This is a genomic window from Paenibacillus sp. FSL R7-0345 (assembly GCF_038595055.1).
Lineage (GTDB): Bacteria > Bacillota > Bacilli > Paenibacillales > Paenibacillaceae > Paenibacillus_AQ.
On sequence record NZ_CP152002.1, the window covers coordinates 2,580,647 to 2,601,144 of the forward strand.

16 protein-coding genes are annotated in these 20,498 nt (G+C 49.5%); 12 read left to right on the forward strand and 4 right to left on the reverse strand.

All coding sequences use genetic code 11. From position 1 onward, the window contains the following. Positions 1 to 391 precede the first annotated feature (391 nt). On the forward strand, positions 392 to 862 hold the full coding sequence (locus tag NST84_RS10765) for an NAD-dependent epimerase/dehydratase family protein (protein ID WP_342565564.1): 471 nt from the start codon (positions 392 to 394) through the stop codon (positions 860 to 862). Between the two features lie 590 nt (positions 863 to 1,452). Here NST84_RS10765 and NST84_RS10770 read toward each other — a convergent pair. Both NST84_RS10770 and NST84_RS10775 read right to left on the reverse strand, forming a co-directional pair. After that, the gene (locus NST84_RS10770) at positions 1,453 to 1,644 is read right to left on the reverse strand and encodes a hypothetical protein (protein ID WP_342565565.1); all 192 of its coding nucleotides are present in this window, start codon (positions 1,642 to 1,644) and stop codon (positions 1,453 to 1,455) included. Between the two features lie 66 nt (positions 1,645 to 1,710). Further along, positions 1,711 to 1,938, reverse strand: coding sequence for a helix-turn-helix domain-containing protein (locus NST84_RS10775; RefSeq protein WP_342565566.1), 228 nt, complete (start codon positions 1,936 to 1,938; stop codon positions 1,711 to 1,713). 251 nt (positions 1,939 to 2,189) lie between these two features. Between NST84_RS10775 and NST84_RS10780 the strand changes: the two genes are divergently transcribed. The 6 genes from NST84_RS10780 (at position 2,190) to NST84_RS10805 (ending at position 10,734) form a co-directional block, all read left to right on the forward strand. Further along, a complete protein-coding gene (locus NST84_RS10780; RefSeq protein ID WP_342565567.1) occupies positions 2,190 to 3,977 on the forward strand; it encodes a histidine kinase in 1,788 nt (595 codons plus the stop codon). Continuing rightward, complete coding sequence (locus NST84_RS10785; protein ID WP_342565568.1) at positions 3,971 to 5,566, forward strand: response regulator; 1,596 nt, start codon at positions 3,971 to 3,973, stop codon at positions 5,564 to 5,566. Before NST84_RS10780 ends, NST84_RS10785 begins: the two co-directional genes overlap by 7 nt. A 133-nt stretch (positions 5,567 to 5,699) precedes the next feature. Beyond that, positions 5,700 to 7,229 (forward strand): ABC transporter substrate-binding protein, encoded by a 1,530-nt coding sequence (locus tag NST84_RS10790; RefSeq protein ID WP_342565569.1) that lies wholly within the window; start codon positions 5,700 to 5,702, stop codon positions 7,227 to 7,229. Between the two features lie 86 nt (positions 7,230 to 7,315). After that, on the forward strand, positions 7,316 to 8,245 hold the full coding sequence (locus tag NST84_RS10795) for an ABC transporter permease subunit (RefSeq protein WP_342565570.1): 930 nt from the start codon (positions 7,316 to 7,318) through the stop codon (positions 8,243 to 8,245). 22 nt (positions 8,246 to 8,267) lie between these two features. Continuing rightward, positions 8,268 to 9,158: a carbohydrate ABC transporter permease gene (locus tag NST84_RS10800; RefSeq protein ID WP_236334732.1), complete on the forward strand. Its 891-nt coding sequence runs from the start codon at positions 8,268 to 8,270 to the stop codon at positions 9,156 to 9,158. A 22-nt stretch (positions 9,159 to 9,180) separates the two neighbouring features. After that, on the forward strand, positions 9,181 to 10,734 hold the full coding sequence (locus NST84_RS10805) for a glycoside hydrolase family 43 protein (RefSeq protein WP_342565571.1): 1,554 nt from the start codon (positions 9,181 to 9,183) through the stop codon (positions 10,732 to 10,734). Between the two features lie 114 nt (positions 10,735 to 10,848). On the opposite strand, the gene NST84_RS10810 is transcribed toward NST84_RS10805, so the two are convergent. Beyond that, positions 10,849 to 12,021, reverse strand: a complete 1,173-nt coding sequence (locus NST84_RS10810; RefSeq protein ID WP_342565572.1) for an alpha/beta fold hydrolase — start codon at positions 12,019 to 12,021, stop codon at positions 10,849 to 10,851. A gap of 235 nt (positions 12,022 to 12,256) precedes the next feature. After that, the gene (locus NST84_RS10815; RefSeq protein WP_342565573.1) at positions 12,257 to 12,433 is read right to left on the reverse strand and encodes a hypothetical protein; all 177 of its coding nucleotides are present in this window, start codon (positions 12,431 to 12,433) and stop codon (positions 12,257 to 12,259) included. 187 nt (positions 12,434 to 12,620) lie between these two features. Between NST84_RS10815 and NST84_RS10820 the strand changes: the two genes are divergently transcribed. From NST84_RS10820 to NST84_RS10840, 5 genes are all read left to right on the forward strand, one after another. After that, complete coding sequence (locus tag NST84_RS10820) at positions 12,621 to 13,445, forward strand: polysaccharide deacetylase family protein (RefSeq protein WP_342565574.1); 825 nt, start codon at positions 12,621 to 12,623, stop codon at positions 13,443 to 13,445. Between the two features lie 180 nt (positions 13,446 to 13,625). After that, positions 13,626 to 16,013, forward strand: coding sequence for a beta-galactosidase GalA (galA, locus tag NST84_RS10825; RefSeq protein WP_342565575.1), 2,388 nt, complete (start codon positions 13,626 to 13,628; stop codon positions 16,011 to 16,013). 29 nt (positions 16,014 to 16,042) lie between these two features. Beyond that, on the forward strand, positions 16,043 to 17,776 hold the full coding sequence (locus tag NST84_RS10830) for a sensor histidine kinase (RefSeq protein WP_342565576.1): 1,734 nt from the start codon (positions 16,043 to 16,045) through the stop codon (positions 17,774 to 17,776). 41 nt (positions 17,777 to 17,817) lie between these two features. Beyond that, positions 17,818 to 19,380: a response regulator gene (locus NST84_RS10835; RefSeq protein WP_342565577.1), complete on the forward strand. Its 1,563-nt coding sequence runs from the start codon at positions 17,818 to 17,820 to the stop codon at positions 19,378 to 19,380. Between the two features lie 183 nt (positions 19,381 to 19,563). Next, positions 19,564 to 20,490 (forward strand): ABC transporter permease subunit, encoded by a 927-nt coding sequence (locus NST84_RS10840; RefSeq protein ID WP_342565578.1) that lies wholly within the window; start codon positions 19,564 to 19,566, stop codon positions 20,488 to 20,490. The last annotated feature ends 8 nt before the right edge of the window (positions 20,491 to 20,498 follow it).

Below are 20,498 nucleotides of genomic sequence, written 5' to 3' on the forward strand. Positions count from 1 at the left end.
TCTATGAGCCAATCTAGGTGCTGCTGAACGAATCTAAATATCTTTATCATATTTAATGAGACATTATTCAAGTGAAATAAGGATTACCAGCCTTGTTTTTTGCAGCTTTAGTGCTCCATCATATTAGTTGGAAAATGGATAGGTATGCATCTCTAAAAAGTATACCCAAGCAAGCCCAGACCGTCATAAGTTTGGGCTTGTTTTATTGCTGATTAACCCTTTGATTTATATCATCCTCCAAGGCATCTGGTCTCCAATATGTTTCATAATGCTATCCATAATTAGATTAACAATTCTCAAACATCTCGTAATCAATCTGACAACATCTTCCCGATAGAATGTATCCAACAAGTGAGAGATCATTTGAATCATGCATGGAGGGAAATCTACTATGAAGACTAATACTATCTATTTATTGACCGGAGCAGCCGGACTGTTGGGAAATTCCCGAAAGGCTAAGAAACTGGTATACGTGAGCTCGACAGGCGCTATTCCAGAATTACCGCATGGGGAAATTATCCTTGAGCCAGAGATTCTGGATGCGGAAGCGGTTGTCGGATATTACAGTAAAACCAAAGCACTGGCGACCCAAATTGTCCAAAGAGCGGTAAAAGAGCATAATCTGGATGCGTCCATTGTTTATCCTTCAGGTATATGCGGACCTAATGACTATGCTTTTGGGCCGGTGGCGCATTTGATTATGCAATATTGCGACGGTAAAATGTCTGTAGGCTTTGAAGGCTCCTTCAACTCTGTAGATGTACGCGATTTGGCGGAAGGGGTTATCGCCTGTTCAGAAAAAGGAAACGTGCATGGTTGTAAAAGCGGATATATTGCTGCACAGCATGCCTCACCTGTTTAGCAGAGTGAAAGGAGTGGAGGTAGAAACAATCAGATTTAAAATGACCGAAGAAGTTCTCCATACAGGCATTGTCCCAGCAGTTACCCTTTCTGGACATACTCGCCTTTATCTCATATCGCTCCAGTAGTTTACTGTATTGGCAGCTAGTATATTGAAATCCTTGGTCGCTGTGCAAAAGAACACCTTTGGTGTCCCGCCGTTTTCTCGCCTTTTTGACTGTATCCAACACCAGCTTTAGATCATTCCGCGAGCTAATCTGGTACGCTACAATTTCATTGTTAAACAGATCTTTAATCGCAGACAAGTACAGCCTTTGTCCACCGAAGATAAGGTACGTAATATCCGTGACCCACTTTTGGTTCGGCTGCTCTGCTGTAAACTCTCTATTCAGGCGGTTGTCAGAGATCACGTAAGCCTCTTTCTTGCCATAGTAAGGTCTTTTCCTCCGTATAACTGCTCGAAGTCCTAGCTCGCCCATGAGTCGCTGTACACGTTTGTGATTCATATGAATGGCGTAGGTACGCTTTAGCCATACCTTCACTCTGCGGTATCCATAAATGCCTTTATTCTTCTCGTGGCATTCGACAACTTTAAGCTTCATCGCTTCGTCTTCGCGTTGCTTGGGTGAAACGAACGTTTGCCGGTTCAACCACTTGTAAAAACCACTTCTGGATACCCCAGCCAGATTGCATAGCAGGGTAAAGGCTGTATTTCTTATGAAGCAATTCCTTAATGACTGCAAGCTTTTTGCTGCTCGGAACAGCGTCCATTCCTCCTTTCACATCTGTAAGAGCTTTTTTAGCATTTCATTTTCTGCCTCAAGGCGCTTAATCTTGGCCTCTGGATCTTCAGGACGTGTTCGAGATCTGCCCATTCCTGGCCCTTTTGCTTTCCCTCTTTTTTTCTCCAAGGCCCTTTACTCCCTCTGCCTCAAAGTGCTTTACCCATCGGCGAACCAGTGAATCGTTGATGCCCATTTCACGCGCTACACTCTTATACCCCAATCCCTTTTTGAGATACAGGTCAACTGCCTTTTTCTTGAACTTCTCATCGTACGTTCTTCTCATTTCGCCCATAAAAAAATCCCCTCCATAGTAGACAGATTAAACGGCTTGCTTTTTTCTGTCTACTATAGGGGGATCATATCATTTGGGAGGCAGCCTGTTTTTTTATCCCAGAGCATCTTTTTTTCATCCCCGCCCCTTCTCACCTTACGTGAGTATCCTTTCCCACAACCAAATATACATATCGCCAATACCGGCTTAGTGATGTATTATCGTTCTGTCAGAATAGATATCGTATTCTCAGCACAGAGAGGAAGATCACCATGCTCCGTACACTCCGTATCCGGCATAATCCTTTTTTAACCTGGAAGTCCATCCGCGTGAAAATGCTGGCCGGCTTATTTCTGATTGTCACTCCGCTCATTGCATTCCTGATCTATTCCAATGTGTATGCCATTCATACGGTAAGAACCCAGGTCGCAGAATCGAGCAAGGATCTTCTGTCACTGTACAGAAGCCAGGTTGATGCCCGGCTGCAGGAAGCCGACAACTATCTGAACGGCCTGATGCTTGATCCGGAGCTGTCGGATTTTGATTTTTATACCGCGCCGGATGAGCGTCTCTTTGTAAAACAGCGGATTAACAACAATCTTTCAAATTCTATTCTGCGTTACTCTGTGCTGGACGGATTATTTGTGTTCCTGGCTTCGGATGATGCTTTTTTGTATTCCTTTCAGACCAGATCCACCTATATCGACAGGACGTACATGAAGGATTATATTGTCAATGATGTTAGCAAAAGCGAAAGCCTGCAGCGCCAGCATATGAAGAGCTGGTATGTTCAGCGCAGCGGGGACCAGACGTACCTGATGCGCTTTTTTGTAATGCCGAATCAATCGGTTGTAGGCGCATGGATCAATATGAATGCCTTTAAAACCCCGCTGGAGCTGCTGGGGATCGGCGATAAAGGAGCAGCTCTGCTCGTGGACGACCGCGGAAATGCGCTGGTTAACCAGAGCTTTATCCGTGATACAGGTGCCGAGATCAAGCTGAACGAGGGGTCCTATTATTTGACGGGGGCTAAGGAGCGTTATCTGACGGTTGGTGAACGATCCCACGAAGGAGATTTCAGCCTGTATGCGTTTATACCGGAGGAAAAAATATTGCAGCAGCTGCCGACGCTGCGGGCGATCTCGTTTATCCTGCCCTTTGCCTCCATACTCATTCTGCTGCTGGGGTTGATGCTGCTGCGCAAAACACTGCTTCTTCCGCTGAACCGCCTGTTAAAAGCAATGAACCGGATTCAGCAGGGTAACCTGGATACCCAGATTAAACAATTTCCTACTTCCAGTGAGTTCAGGGCCGTTAACGATACGTTCAACAATATGATGGAGCAGATCAAGAACCTGCGCATTAACGTCTACGAAGAGCAGCTGAACAAGCAGAAGGCAGAGCTCCAGCATTTGCAGCTGCAGATCAAGCCCCATTTTTATATCAACACCTTAAACCTGCTGCATACCCTGGCCCGGACCAAGGAAGTGAAGCTGTTGGAGGAGCTGTCGCTGTATCTGATCCGTTATTTCCGTTATATGTTTCAGAGTAATCTAAGCTTTGTCACGCTCAGGGACGAGCTGCAGCATGTGAGAAATTATTTGCGCATTCAGGAGCTGCGGTTTCCCGGTCAGCTGATTCCCGAGATCAAAGCTCCCGAATTTCTGCTGAATACGCCGGTGCCTCCGCTGGTCATTCAGACCTTTGTGGAGAACGCAGTCAAGCATGCCATTACTCTGGATGATCCGGTGTACCTGTATATCGAGCTTGAGATGAGTGAACAGCAACAGGCGGGAATCCAGATCCAGATCCGGGATACCGGGCCGGGCTTTCAGGATGAGATCATCCGCAAGATTAATCAGGAGGAGCGCATCGTTGATGAAGAAGGCGAACATATCGGCATACGGAACCTGAAGCAGAGGCTCCGCCTCCTCTATCACGGGCAGGGGGAAGTCACCCTCTGCAATGCTGTTCCGCACGGGGCAAGCGTTGGAATTACACTTCCGTTTGCTCTTGACAATCATTCAAACCATAGCCCTGGAGGTACTGCACCATGTTAACCATGCTGATTGTAGATGATGAAAAGCTGTTTGCGGATTCACTGACGAGTGAAATAGAATGGGCCTCCCTAGGGATAGGTCCCGTCTATACGGCTTATAATTCCCGCCAGGCCAAAGAAATCTATGAAAGTGCTCAGGTGGATTTCATGCTATGCGATATTGAGATGCCGCAAGGAAGCGGACTCGAGCTGCTGGCCTGGGTAAGAGAGCATTATCCGCGCACCGAATCTGTGTTCATGACCTGCCATGCCGATTTCCGGTATGCGCAGCGGGCGGTGCAGCTTGGGAGCTTTGATTATTTATTGAAACCGGTCGCTGAGGATGAGTTGCGTGATGTCGCCCGCAGGGCAGCGGAGAAAATCAACAAAGACAAGGAGACCAAGCAGTACAGCCGGTTCGGGGAGTTCTGGGCCAAGCACCAGCCGCTTCTGGCGGAGCGCTTCTGGCTGGACATCCTTAACCATACGATTCCGTCCAATCCGGAGCTGATCCGCAGGGAAGCAGAAGTACGCAACATTCCGTATGGTACCGACATGAGGCTGCTGCCTGCCCTTATATCCATCCAGCGCTACAACAAATCCTTTACACCCCGCGACGAAAAAATCATCGAATATGCCCTGATCAACTCCGGCGCCGAGCTGCTGGGTATTCAGGGCAGCGGCCTGCTGTTCGGCTTGCCGGAGCGTAAGCTGCTGGCGCTGATTCCTGTGGAGCGGAATGCACTTGAGATCCAGGAGACGCTGCAGGCACGCGGGCGTACTTTTATAGATACAGCAAGCACCTATTTCTATTGCGACATATCTGTCTACATCGGCAATGAGGTTCTTGGCCATGAGCTGACGGATATGGTAGGCCGGCTGGCGGAATGGGATCTGAACAATGTAGCCCACGGCAATAGAGTGTTGTTGTGGCGGAATAAACCCTATGGCCAGCAGAATATAGTTCTGCCGGATATGAGTACCTGGTCTGTGCTGCTGAAGGAGGGACACGGAGACAGGGTGCTGGAAGAGGCGGAGAAGTTCCTTCATAGCCTAAGCGGTGCAGAGACGATAGATGCAGACAGCTTATACCGGTTTCACCATAACTTTCTGCAGATGGTCTATTATGTACTGAAGTTAAGCGGCATTGAGGCCCAGCTCCTGTTCAACGATGAAACCTCCTCCGTGCTGTTCCAGCGGGCTGTCCGCTCCCTGACGGATATGAAGGAATGGATGAAGCATACCCTCTCCAAGGCGACCGGTTATGTAGGAACGGTTCAGCAATCACAGCCGATTATGAAGGATGCGGAGCAGTTCATCCTGCAGGAGCTGGAATCGGAGGATTTGACCCGCGAGGCTGTAGCCAGCCATGTGTTCCTGAACCCGGATTACCTGGACAGGCTTTTTAAGAAGGAATCCGGCCAGTCCGTCACGGAGTTTATTGTATCCAAAAGGATGCTGCTGGCCCGCGATTTGCTGACGGCAACCCATCAGTCGGTCAGCTCCATTGCCTCCCGCGCAGGCTACACCAACCTGGCCCATTTCTCCCGGAGATTCAAGCAGGTGGTTGGGATGAGCCCGAAGGACTACCGGAACAAGCATAAGCAGTAGAGGCATACAGGTCGAAAATGTGCAAATGTGAGGTCGAAAACAGAGTAGTGAGGAAATGTGGCCCGCTGTAACATTATAAACAGATTCGATGCAAATTCGATTCCAACTCATACACGGTACAGGGGGATGAAGAATGAAGAAAAAGCTTGGCTGGTTGAGTCTCATACTGGTATTTATGCTGGCAGTAACCGCTTGTTCAGGAAATGCCGGGGGTAACAATGCAGGTGGAGGGAACAAAGAAGCAGGCAGTGCCGATCCGTCCGGGAGTAAAGAGGAGCCTTATGAAGTGGTGTACGCTTATCCGGCGTTCTCCAATATACCGGCAGACATACAGGAGGTACAAGAGGCCATCAACAAGATTTCGGTGGACAAAATCAATGTAAAGGTCAAGCTTCTGCCGATAAGTAACAGTGCTTTCACCAACCAGATCAACCTGATGCTATCAAGCGGGGAAAAGCTGGATATGTTCGCCATGCTCAGCACCTATAGCAATCAGGTAGCCAAAGGAGCCTTGTACCCGATTGGCAATATCATGGAAGCCAATGCACAAGGGACAATCGATGCCCTTGGCGTCGATTACTATAACGCTACCAAGGTTGGCGGCGTCAGCTACGGTGTACCGAGTCTCCGCGATTTGGCGCAGGATTTCGGTATCGTAGTCCGCAAGGATATTGTGGACAAATATAACATCAACCTTGATGAGGTCACAACCTTTGATGATTTCGAGTTAATCTTTAAGGCAGTAAAAGAAAATGAGCCGGGAATGGCCGGTGCTACCAATCTGACGAACGGTTCGATTCTCAGTACTTACGGAATCCAGGACCCGCTCGGGAACAACCTGGGTGTCCTGCTGAATCATGGACTTGATGATCTGAAGGTCGTGAACCTGTTCGCTTCCGAGGAGTACAAACAGATTGTAACCAAGATCCGCGAGTGGTATCTGGCAGGCTACCTGGTCAAGGATGCTGCAACCAGCCCGGAATTAAACAATGTGATGGTGAAATCCGGCAAGGCAGCCAGCTGGTTATCCGCGATGAAGCCGGGCTTTGAAACGCAGGAAAGCCGCAATGTCGGGGTGGAAATGACTGCTGCACGTACGCAGAAGCCAGTGGCCATGACCGATACGGTGACTAACGTAGCTATCGGTGTTGCAGCCACTTCAGAGCAGCCGGAAAAAGCATTGCAGTTTCTGAACCTGATGTACACCGACAAGGACATTGTAAACCTGATCGACTGGGGCATTGAAGGCAAGCATTATGTAAAAGTCCAAGGTACGGATAATGTGATCAAATACCCGGATGGGGTCACAGGTGACAATGTCGGATACAAGAGTGACGGCTGGATGCACGGCAACCAGTTCCTCTCCTTTGTCTTCGAGGGCGATGATCCTGAAGTGTATGTGAAGATGAACGAGTTCAACCAGTCTGCGGCCAAATCCAAAGCCCTCGGCTTTACTTTTAATGGTGATTCTGTAAAGGCTGAAATTGCCGCCTGCAATGCGGTGCTTGACCAATACCGCCGGGCTATCGAGAGCGGCGTGCTTGAGCTGGACAAAGCGCTTCCCGAATTCCTGAAGAAGCTCGATGATGCCGGTATTAATACCATCATCACCGAAAAGCAGAAGCAGCTGGATGAATGGGCTGCCGGCAACGCGTCCAAATAGGAAGGCTTACGATCCAATCAGCAGAAGGCTGGTTGGATCGTATTTTTAAAATGCTATTTTGCCAAAGGAAAGGAAGTGCAGACCAAATGAAGCAGCTGAGCTTAAAGCAAGGCAGCAAGAAGCTTAAATATGCCCCCTTATACTTGCTGATGATTCCGGGAATCGTCTATCTGCTGATCAACAATTATCTGCCGATGCTGGGGATATTCATTGCTTTCAAAAATATCAATTTCACCAAAGGCATATTCGGCAGCGAATGGATCGGCTTTCAGAATTTCAAATATTTGTTCCAGACAAGTGACGCTTATATCATTACGCGAAATACGATCTTATATAATGCGGTGTTCATCGTGCTGGGAACGCTATTCGCGATCGCCTTTGCCATTCTGCTCAATGAGATCAAGAAAAAGGTGCTGTCCCGGTTCTATCAGAGTGTCATTGTTCTGCCCCATCTAATTTCATTCGTGGTTGTCGGTTACCTGGCCTATGCCGGACTGAGCCTGGAGACGGGATTTATGAATAAAACCGTCCTGCCGCTCCTGGGGATTGATCCGATTTCGTGGTACACCGAGCCGAAGTACTGGCCGTTTATCCTGACGATTATTCATCTATGGAAATCTATCGGCTTCAGCTGCATTATCTTTCTGGCTTCTATTATAAGTATTGATACGGAGTACTATGAAGCTGCAACGCTGGACGGAGCCTCCAAGTGGGCGCAGATCCGCTCCATAACGATTCCGCTGATTACGCCGGTTATTGTCATGCTGACACTGCTGGGTATCGGCCGGATCTTTTACTCCGATTTCGGGCTCTTCTATCAGGTGCCGATGAATGCCGGATTTATTTCGGATACGACGAGCGTAATTGATACTTATGTCTACAAGGGACTGATGGTATCAGGGGATATGGGGATGGCATCGGCGGCCGGCGTCTATCAGTCCATCGTAGGCTTCATCCTGGTGCTCGGGGCGAATCTGCTTGTCCGCAGGTTCAGCAAAGATAATGCGTTATTCTAAATAGAATCGGGGTGAGCGGATTATGATTAATGAGAGTAAAGCAATGAAATGGATTTCTAATATGGTCTTAGGGCTATTTGCTGCGGCGTGCCTTGTTCCCTTTGCCCTGCTGATAATTGCGTCGTTCAGCAGTGAAGAAAGTATCGTCCGGCAGGGCTATACATTCTTCCCGGAGGCGTTCAGCCTGAAGGCCTATGAGTACCTTTGGCAGCATCAGCTGGAGCTGGGCCGGGCTTACGGCATTACAATTCTTATAACAACGGTAGGAACTGCAGTAAGTCTGGCCATCACCTCGATGCTGGCTTATCCGTTGTCCCGCCGGGATATGCCGCTGAACAGGTTCTGGACCTTCATCGTCTTTTTTACCATGCTCTTTAACGGCGGTCTGGTGCCTACTTATCTGGTGTATACACAGCTTTTTGATATCAAAAACACACTCTTCGGCCTGCTCCTGCCAGGCCTGCTGATGAACGGCTTTAATATCCTGCTGGTCCGGACGTTCTTCCTGACCTCGATTCCGCCTGCACTGATTGATGCGGCAAGTATAGACGGGGCGGGGGAGATCAAAATTTTCTACCGGATCATCCTGCCGTTATCCATGCCTATTATGGCAACGATCGGACTGTTTCAGGCTATCGCTTACTGGAATGACTGGTTCAACGGCCTGATCTATATTACCGACACCCGGATGTTCGGGATTCAGACGATTCTCACCAAGATGGTGATGGACATCCAGTTCCTGACAAGCAACAGCAATGCTGCTGGCGTGAACGCCGGAGCAGCGATAGCGGAGCTCCCAAGCACTTCCGTCCGGATGGCCATTGCGGCTATCGGGGTCCTGCCGATCCTGATCGCGTATCCGTTCTTCCAGAAGTATTTTGTAAAAGGCATCACCATTGGCGCTGTCAAATAAAAAAGAGAGAAGGAGCATGGAGATGAAATTCAGCAATCCGATTGTCAGCGGAGCCTATCCGGACCCGAGCATCTGCCGGGTGGGTGACGACTATTACCTGGTTAACAGCTCGTTTGGTTATTTCCCCGGGCTGCCTATTTTCCACAGCAAGGATCTGATTAACTGGCGGCAGATCGGCCACGGCTTAACAAGGGAGAGCCAGGTGCCCTTGCTCAGCAGCGAGGGGGCAGACGGAGGCCCGTTGTTCAGCTATATGGGCATTTATGCGCCGACAATCCGCTTTCATAACGGACAGTTTTACATTGTGACAACCAATACGGTTGGCGGGCGGAACTTTATCATCCGGGCGGACAAGCCGGAGGGCCTCTGGTCTGAGCCGCTTTATCTGGACCAATGGGGAGGAATTGATCCGTCACTATTATTTGACGAAGACGGAAAAGTATATATTACAGGCACGGGAAGCTACAAGGATGCTGTTCCGGGAGTTTACCAGGCGGAAATGGATCTCTCTACTGGTGACATTCTGACAGAACGGCAGCTGATCTGGGAAGGGACCGGCGGCAGCTTTCCGGAAGGGCCGCATTTGTACCGGATAAATGACCTCTATTATCTGCTTATAGCGGAAGGCGGCACGGAGTACGGCCATATGGTGACGGTTGCCAGAAGCCGTCAGCCTTACGGGCCTTTTGAGACCTGCCCATACAATCCCGTTTTGACTCACCGAAGCATCAGCCATCCAGTCCAGGCTACCGGACATGCTGATTTCGTTCAGGCCCATGACGGCACATGGTGGACCGTACTGCTCGGCATCCGGCCGGTCGGATATCCCTTTCACCACCATCTGGGCAGGGAAACGTACCTTGCACCTGTAACCTGGACCGAGGACGGCTGGCCGCTGATTGGCGAAAACGGACGAATCGGATTGGAGATGGAAGCTCCCGGATTTTTCGGGGGCTATGACGCGGCGTTATCCCGCTTTGGCAGGGACGGCTTCAATGGCGGGGCTCTTGGCCTGCAGTGGAACTTTTTTAAGAATCCGCCTGAACAGAGCTACTCGCTTTCTGACCGGAAAAGCTGTCTTACGCTATATGGAACAGAATATACGCTGGACGACTCACAGCAGCTGGCCTTTGTCGGCCGCAGGCAGCAGGATTTCGATTGCGCGGTCTCAGCTCTGCTGCTGTTTGATCCGGTTAATGACGGTGAAGAAGCTGGATTGACCGTCTATATGAACGAAAGAGCCCATTACGAGATTGGGGTGAGAAAAGTTAACGGCCGGAGGACGCTGTTTCTGCGCCGGCGTATCGGTTCGCTGTGGAAGGTGGAGGGGGAGACGGAGCTGGAGGCAAGCGAGGTGGTACTGAGCATCCGGGCAGATTCCCTGCAGTATGTCTTCAGCTATTCTTTGGCCGGACAAGAGGCGGTTAGGCTCGGCAGCGGGGAATGCTCCTATGTGGCCACCGAGGTAGCCGGAGGGTTCACCGGGGTATACTTCGGGATGTATGCAACAGGAAACGGAAAGATCAGCCAGTCTCCTGCGCATTTTGACTATTTTGATTATTGTCAGGATATTTAAAATTACTGCAAATTAATAATGTAAAAAGGCCTGTAGCGATTGCAGCTACAGGCCTTTTTATGCCCAAAAGAAACCGGATTAAGAATTGCCCTATACCGGGAGCTTAAAGCAGCCTTACCCTCTATCAGGCACTGCCGAATAAATCCGTACAGTAAGCCCATCCGTATATCCTTCCAGCACTGCGGTTAAATCCTCCTGATTCAAGAAAGCCAGTGCCTTGCTGCCGGTTTCTATTGCGGGCTTCCACTCTCCGTTCACGTTCTGGTTGATAATATGTATCCGGCACTCCTCACCCGCATAATCGGTTCCTTCCAGAGTGTAGTCGGCCCTCATGCTCACTAATTGATCTGCAGAATAAACCTGTACATCCTCAGCCCCCGGTAATATAGCTCCTGTGAAATAGGGGGTGTCACTGTTGCCCGTGAAGAAAACCGCAATCTGCTTGTACGAGCCCTCCTCCTTGCGGCCCTCCGAGCCTGTAATCTGGACCTGGATGGTTAAAATCTCTTTTTTACCGAGCAAAAACTGCTGTATCGACACCAAGGCACTGGCACTCTGTGTTTCGGTAAAGGAATGCCCTGCCTCCTGGATCAGCTGCAGGTGACATTGCTCCGGCGCATAGGATTCCTGGGCTTTAACAGCGTAAGTATAAGGCACAGCCTGATCAGCCGTTCCGTGCATCAGCAGGACAGGACCTTTGTAAGCAACAATCTGTTCGAACGGGTCCATCTCAACTACAGCCTCATGAAACCCTTTACCAATACGCATATTCCAGCAATCGATTACCTCAGGGACATCATTGACATCATAGGAGGCGCCGGCCAGAGCACCCTCGCGGGCATGATCCGGTATGCAGAGTGCAGGGTAGATGAGTATCAGCGCTTCGACTTCATCCGGGCGCTTGGCTGCGGCCAGTGCCGAGACGAATCCGCCCTGGCTGAAGCCCATAAGCGTTATTTTGTCTGCATCAACAGCATCCAGACCCTTAACGTAATCCATAACGGCCAATAAATCAGCGCGTTCTGTCAGCACAGTCATCTCTGTGGTTGCCCCGTCACTTGTGCCTTGCCCGGGAGCACTGCCCCCGCAAAAATCAAAACAATATGCTGCATAGCCCCAAGATACCAGGGTTTGGCAGTATGTATAGAGATCCTTAGCATTGCCGCCGAATCCATGGCTTACAATGATGGCTGGAAGGTGATCCCCTGCCGGTATAAATGCTCTTCCGCGGATCGTTAACCCGTCCCGGGTACAGCTGAAATCACGTTCATCAATGATTGTATGCATCTCATCATCGCCTCTCTCTGCAAAAGTATACGCTTTCAGTATACTTGAATTCGGGCCTGATTTCTCTATTACGAAAAGGTATGAGATTATCATTCTTGTGAATTAATTAGATATTGTTATGCAACATAAAGGCTTTTACAGAGATTATGTCGAATTTAGAGCAGAAGAAAAAGAGAAGGTCGGCATTGCGCTATGGTAAGCGTAGCCAACCTGCTCCATTTGGTCACCAGCAGCTTCAGCCTGCATTTTTTATATAAACATCCTCGTTGGAGACAGGGACCGCAATAATATGGCGGAGAATGTAGCTTTGTTCTTCGTCCGATAATTGCGATTTTTGCAGCAGCTCGTGAATATTGCGTTCGATCGCTTTAACCTGTCTGAGAAATTGATCCACTTCATATTGTTCTGTCATACTTTATTCCTCCTCGGTGTGCCGGTTGCGGTTTTACAACTTTAGTGTAGCTGCTAATGATTAAATTACGGTAAAAAAAGATTAAGCAAACATAAACCTGCAGAATATTTTCCGGCAGCAAAGCTGACCCGGCTAATGCTTAATCTTCAGGAATTATCGGTGATTAAATGGACAAAGGAGCCCTCATATGAAACGGATAACCAAACTATGGCCCGGCGGTAAAACGAAAGCCTTTACATTAAGCTATGACGACGGTGTGGAGCAGGACAGAAGGCTGGTAGAAATCTTTAATAAGTACAAGCTCAAGGCAACGTTTAACTTGAATTCCGGAATTCAACATGAAGGCAGCTTCTGGGTGGATAAAGGGCATACGATTAAAAGGATGAATCGGGAGGGTCTGGAAGCCTTATATGAAGGCCACGAAGTTGCCGTTCACAGCTTGACCCATCCCGTGCTTCCAGAGCTTCCGCGAGAGCTTATGTTGAAGGAAATATTAGAGGACAAACAAAATCTGGAGCGGCAATTCGGTTATCTGGTGACGGGGATGGCCTATCCCTATGGGGCATATAATGCTGCGACTATCGAGGTGCTGAAAGCATCCGGGCTGGATTATGCCAGAACGGTTAATTCGCACTTGAGGTTTAATCTGCCGGACAATCCGTATGAATGGCACCCGACCTGTCATCATAACGAGCCTGAGCTGATGAATTTGACGGAGGCTTTTCTGGCTGGTGATTCCCACTCCTTATTCTATGTATGGGGACACAGCTATGAATTTGATGTGCAGGATAACTGGGAGCTGATTGAGGCATTCAGCCAAAGGATCAGCAATCGGGAAGAAGTCTGGTATGCAACAAATATAGAGATCGTCCGTTACTTAAAAGCTCACAACAACCTGAAATACTCCACAGACTGCACCCTTGTTTATAATCCGAGTGCCTTGTCCTTATGGATTTCTGTTGACGGTCAAGCAGTTGAGGTTCCGCCTGGTAAGACACTTCAGCTAGATTAGAGTTATTCAGTTTATCACAAACAGCACCGGTGCTTGGGCGGCCGGTGCTGTTTGGTGCACAATCGGGCCACTATCGCTGTACGCATGTTCATTTTGTGCTATTCATTAATAGGATTGTCCTAACGGAAGCCGGCGAATCTCCTCTACAATGAGAATATTATTTTACCGGGAGGTATTCGAATGAACAGTGGCAGAGGAAGAAGCAAGGTACAGTTTGACAGGGAATGGAGCTTTTATAAAGGGGATATAGAGATTCCCTATGCCGTTAAAGCCGGAATGACAGGCGGTATTACTGATGCAAGCACCCGCAAGGACGGGGAATGGCTGGATATCGCGTTTAACGATAAAGGAATGGGAGAGCAGCAGCTGGACTGGTCTTCTGTCAGCATTCCGCATGACTGGTGTGTGGAGCAGCAGTATGTTCAGGATGAGCACCTCGGTGCCAGAGACGGGAGTCACGGTTATTTGCCGGGCGGAACCGGCTTTTACCGCAAGGTGTTTGAACTGCCGGCTGAAGCTGAGGGCAGCAAATGGCTGATCCGTTTTGACGGAGTGTCGGGTACCAGCACGGTATGGGTGAACGGACATCTGATCGGCTCACATCAGGGCGGATATATCGGATACAGTTATGACTTGTCGGATGTGCTGCGTTACGGCGATGAGGGCAGAAATGTGATAGTCGTTAAGGTGGATGCGACGGAATGTGAGGGCTGGTGGTATGAAGGCTGCGGGATTTACCGGCATGTCTGGCTGGAAAATATGAATCTGCTGCATGTGGCGGAATACGGCACGTACATAACCACACCTGAAGTTGCCCAAGAACAGGCAACAGTTAATATCCGCACACGCATCCGCAATAATTACACAGAAGGTCTTCAGGTATCGCTGCAGACAGTGATTTATGACGGTTCCGGGGTGCAGGTCTGTGCCGAGCGAGCAGAAGCCTATGCAGAGTGGTACGCCGAGACGGAGCTGGAACAGAGCTTCGTGGTCGAGCAGCCGATGCTCTGGAGTCCGGATTCGCCGTATTTGTACAGGGCAGAATCGGTTATTATCCATGAAGGAAAAGAGCTGGACCGGTACGAGACGGTGTTTGGCATCCGCAGCATCCGTTTTGATGCGGAGGAGGGGTTCTTCCTGAACGGTGAGCCGCTGGTAATTAAAGGGACGTGCAATCATCAGGATTTTGCCGGAGTCGGCGTGGCCTTGCCAGATAGCCTGATTGAATATAAGCTTAAGCTTCTGCAGGAAATGGGCTCCAATGCTTACCGCAGTGCACATCATCCGCCGACCCCTGAGCTGCTGGACATCTGCGACCGGATCGGAATGCTGGTGATGGATGAGAACCGCAAGCTGGACAGCAGCCCGAACGGCTTAAGCCAGCTGGAACGGCTGCTCTACCGTGACCGCAACCATCCGTGCGTCATTATCTGGAGCATGGAGAATGAAGAGGTGCTGGAAGGAACCGTCACAGGCGCGCGGATACTCAAAACGCTGGCCGACACAACCCGCCGCATAGATCCGACACGCCCGACCTGTGCTGCGATGAATCACGGCTGGAACGAAAACGGCTATAATGATGCGGTTGATATTACAGGTTATAACTACGGACACCGGGATCATCTGGATGTCCGTGACCATGAGCAATACCCGGAACGACTGATGATTGGCAGCGAATGTGCCAGTTATACAGCTACCCGAGGCATTTATGAAGATGATCCGGTAAGGGGCTACTGCTCCGAATACGGCACGAACATTCCTTCATGGGGCTGCACGCCGCAGCAGGCTTGGAGAGACCTGGTAAATAACCGCTTTCTGACCGGCGTGTTTATGTGGACAGGATTCGATTACCGGGGAGAACCGACTCCGTATTTGTGGCCGTGTATAAACTCCCATTTCGGACTGATGGATACTTGCGGATTCCCGAAGGACAGCTATTATTATATGCAGGCTGTGTGGACGGAGGAGCCGATGGTCCATCTGCTGCCGCACTGGAATTGGCCGGGCTCGGAGGGCAAGCCTGTTGAGGTTCGGGTGTTCTCCAATACCGGTGCCGTGGAGCTGTATCTGAACGGCAGAAGCCTGGGCGAACAGCAGGTAGACAGAGACGGGTATCTGACCTGGAAAGTGATCTACGAGCCGGGGAAGCTGGAAGCAGTCGGAAAAAACAGTGGACAGGGAGTTGCACGGAAGTCTGTTGTGACAGCCGGCCAGCCTCAGCAGATTCAATTAATCCCTGACCGGCACGAGGCACGCGCGGACAGTTCGGATACGATTCCGGTACGTGTTGCTGTCCTCGACATGGATGGAAATATAGTGCCCACAGCCGATAACGAAATCCGTTTTGAGGTTTCCGGGGCCGGCTCCTTACTGGGCGTAGGCAACGGGAATCCGAGCAGTCATGAGCCGGACAAGTCCCCCCTGCGCCGTGCGTTTAACGGCTGGTGTCTGGCGCTGGTTCAAGCCTCCGGCCATGCAGGCTCTGTTAAGCTACGGGCTGTATCTGCAGGACTTGCTCCTGCAGAGCTGATGCTGCAGACCGTGTCCGGAGATCATATACAAAGCTAAAGAATTTTACACAGAGGATGGCTCGAACAATGCGCAGGTTAACGAAATACATGCCTTTCACCTACAAAATGATGATTCCCTACTTGCTTCTGGTTCTGCTGACGGATGTCTTCATTGGTTATATCTCCTACTCGATGCTGACCGATTCGCGGACAGAGATGGCAGAGACCAATGTCAGAACCGGGATGGAGCAGGCCAGAAACAATATACGGTATCAGATGGATGAGATTCAGAGGATGTCCGATAACCTGTTCGCAAGCCAGCCCTTTCAGCGCGCAATTGAGCTGAAAGGGAATCCGTTCGAGAATTACCTGACCCTGATTGATGATATTCTACCCCAGCTGACTGCACCGCTGCAGCTGTTCGGGAATAAGATCCGGTTTATGCTGTATACGCCTAATAATATTTATAATGTGATTCCCGGTGATGATCTCGATGAGCCGATAGAAGACAGCGACTATTATATCCTCCCTCTGGAGGAGATTACCGGGAAGGATTGGTTCCAGGCGCTGAAGGACTCCAAGCGGGATAATATATGGCTGCAGATTGATACCGACCAGAAGCTGAATAATATCTCGCATGTCCGCAGGCTGATCAGCTTCAGTGATAACAAAACGTTGGTTGGCTTTATACGGATCACTGTCCCGCTGGAGGATTTGTTCGGCGGCTTTGAGACCTTCCCCGTGGAAGAAGGGATTACATTGCGCCTGGTGGACAGGGCTGCCGGAACGGCTATATTTCAACGGGGAACTGCTGATTATGATGCCGGAAGCGAGAAATTTCTGAGTCTGCATGAGCAGATTCCGGGCAGTGATCTGGTCATTGAAACCCTTGTTCCGCAAAAGTATCTGACTCAGGATGCCGGCAGGCTGCGTATGGTCATTCTGGCTGCCTGTACGCTCAGCTTTGTGGTCATGACCCTGATCGGGTTTGTAGTAGCGCGTATTTCTGGGCGCAAGATGAGCCGGATCGTCGGACTTGTGCGTTCCTTCCAGGAGGGTAATTTTCAGAAGCGGATCAGGTTCTCAGGAAATGATGAATTTGTACAGATTGCCGATTCCTTTAATGATATGGCTGCTAACATTCAGGAGCTTATAGACAGAGTTTATGTGCAGGAGGTTTCGAAAAAACAGGCCGAGCTGGAGGCCCTGCAGGCACAAATCAATCCGCATTTTCTTTACAATACGCTTTCAACTATAGGCAGCCTGGCTAATCTTGGCGAAATTGAAAAGGTTACGCAGATGGTGGAAGGCTTATCGCATTTCTACCGGCTGACGCTGAACCAGGGCAATGTGTACATTGAACTGAAGAAGGAAATGGAGCAGGTGGAGACTTACCTGGACATCCAGCGGGTCAAATATGCCGATGCATTCAATCTGTATGTCGATGTTGACGAGGAGATTATGCATATGCAGGTCATTAAGCTCCTGTTGCAGCCGTTTGTCGAGAATGTATTCAAGCATGCCTGGTTTGGCAAAACGATTTCCATTCGTCTGACCGGCCGGAGAGTTGGCGATAATATTGAGCTGAAGGTTATCGACAATGGCGTTGGCATGCGGCCTGAAGAGATCAGGAGCATGCTGCACGGGCAGAGCCAGTCAGGCGGTTACGGCGTTAAAAATGTGAATGAGCGGATTAAGCTGAGGTACGGGGACGAATACGGTGTGACCATCGCAAGCATTTACGGGGCAGGAACGACTGTCCAGCTTCTGCTGCCGGCCGGGCTTACAGAAAGCGAAGAGACTGAAGGGCAACCCCGTTGATGAACGGTATAGGGCAACAGGAGCAACAGGAGGAATTCATGATGAGTACAATCAATGTACTGCTGGTTGACGATGAAGCCGTTGATCTGGAATGGCTGCGGCGCAGAGTAGTATCCAGCGGATTTGATATTGAAGTAGCGGGAACAGCAAATAACGGCTTTGATGCGCTTGAACTGCTGGAGCAGGAGCGTGTAGACGTCATCCTGTCTGATATCCGGATGCCGATTATGACCGGAACGGAATTTGCCAGAAGAGCCAAGGCAATCCATCCTAAGGTGAAAATCGTATTTATCAGCGGCCATGAGGATTTCAGCTATGCCAAGGAAGCTATTCAGATCAGTGCTTCGGGATATTTGCTTAAGCCTGTCAAGGATAAAGATTTGAACGAAATGCTGGGAAATTTATGCCATTCCATTGAACAGGAACGGGAGCAGAACCGGTCCTTGAACAAAGCCCTGTCACTTATTAACAAGGAGCTTATCTTACGCTGGTTCGATGAGGATTCACCGGAGCCTGCTGAGCCGCAGCTGAATGCTGCCCTGATTCCGCTGTTAATTAACGGGGCAACAGCAGCCATCATAGAAATTGATGATCTGGAATGGAAAATGCAGGATGTCTCCGAAGAAAATGCACGCATGATGATTCGTCAGACCCAGCAGTTGATCAGAGCCCTGCTTGAGGAGAACAAGAACGGAACGATGATTATCGGCTCCGGTCACCGGTCTATTATTCTATGCAGCCTTCCCCAAGAGGCGTTTCTGCAACAGATGGAGCTGCTGATCCGGAAAACCGCAGAGTCCTCGCTCTGCACTATAACAGCCGGCGCCGGCCGCTATGCCCGGAATGAAGCAGAGCTGCATGCATCGTATAAGCAGGCGCAGGCTGCACTCAGCGCCAAATGGCTGCTGGGCAAAAACAGGCTGATCCGCGATACGATGGAGCCTGTACCGCGCGGAACACCAGGCAGCGACGTAGACGAGATCCTGGATCAGCTGCTGGAGGCTATTATCCAGTATGATCTGGTGGCCATCGATGATCATCTATTGCAGCTTATGATGAATGCCGGCAAAAAGGATGTCTATGACCTGATTATCCGGATCACCTCAAAGCTCCATACGGATCTGCAGCAGCAGAACGAAAATCTGTACGAGCTGCTGCAGTGGGAATCCCATCAGCCGGAGATTCTGTTCCAGTTTGAGACGATACATGATATTTTGTCCTGGATGAGACGGAGATTTTTCGAGCTGTCCGAGCTGTTATACGTGAAGCGCCAGCGCCAGAAGCGCAAGCTGATTGATGAGATTATGAAGTACGTGGAAGACAATCTGGAGCAGAAGATTACACTGAAGGAAGCGGCGGTCCAGTTTAACTTTACACCGAATTACCTAGGGTATCTGTTCAAGGAAGACTATGGCATTCCGTTTATAGACTTCGTAAAGGAACGTAAAATGAGCCGGGTATTCGAGCTGCTCAAGGATCCTACACTGATGATCTATGAGATTGCCGAGCGGATGGGCTATAAGAATCTGATCTATTTTAACAGGCAATTTAAGCAGACTACCGGGATGACACCGGGAGAGTACCGTAAAAAGCATAAAGTATAACCCCTAGAAAACGTTGTCCGGGCTATTATGTCCGCGGCGGCGTTTTTTGCTGTTCAGGATAAACTTTTTATAAATGATCGTTGGAAAAGTATTAGTATTTGTTGGCGCGCTCAATCCACAAGCCTTAATCGCCTATCTATAATAATTACATAGAGATATTGAGTAGTGGAGAGGGGATTGGAGATGAAACAGAACAAATATGGATTCTGGCATAAGGTAAAAAAGAATAGAACCTTGCTGCTTATGCTAACTCCGGCAGTCTTGTTCTTCCTGGTATTCGCTTACGTGCCAATGGCCGGGATCGTACTTGCGTTCAAGCAGTACAACTATAGCGGAGGTATTTTTAACAGTCCGTGGAACGGGCTGGATAACTTCAAATTTTTCTTTGGCTCCGGTGACGCCTGGCGGGTAACCCGGAACACAGCACTGTATAATATTGCTTTTATTATCATCAATAACGTGCTGCAGATTTTTGCCGGTATTTTGTTGTTTGAGGTTGCGGGGAAATGGTTCCGGAAAATTACACAAACCATACTATTCCTGCCATACTTCATTTCCTGGGTAGTAGTCGGAGCGATTGCCTATAACTTGTTTAACTTTGATGTGGGTACGCTTAACGTACTGCTTAAAGGGCTTGGCATGCAGCCTATTGATATTTATAACACTGCATCCTACTGGCCGCTTATCCTGATCGTGGTCTCTGCCTGGAAGGCGCTGGGCTATGGTACGATTATGTATCTTGCCGCGATTACAAGCATTGATACAGAAATGTACGAAGCAGCACAGATTGACGGTGCGAATATCTTCCAGCGTATCATGAAAATCACCGTTCCGAATCTGATTCCTACTGTGATCATCCTGGTGCTTCTGGCGATAGGGAACATCTTCCGCGGAGACTTCGGCATGTTCTATAACATGGTAGGGAACAATGGACTGCTCTTCTCCAATACTGATGTTATCGATACGTTCGTATTCCGCTCCCTGACCACATCCAATGAGATCGGGATGTCAGCTGCAGCCGGCTTCTATCAATCCCTGCTGGGCTTTGCGACAATCATGTTCGCCAACTACGCCGTGCGTAAATACGATAAAGACCGTGCTCTATTCTAAACAAAGGA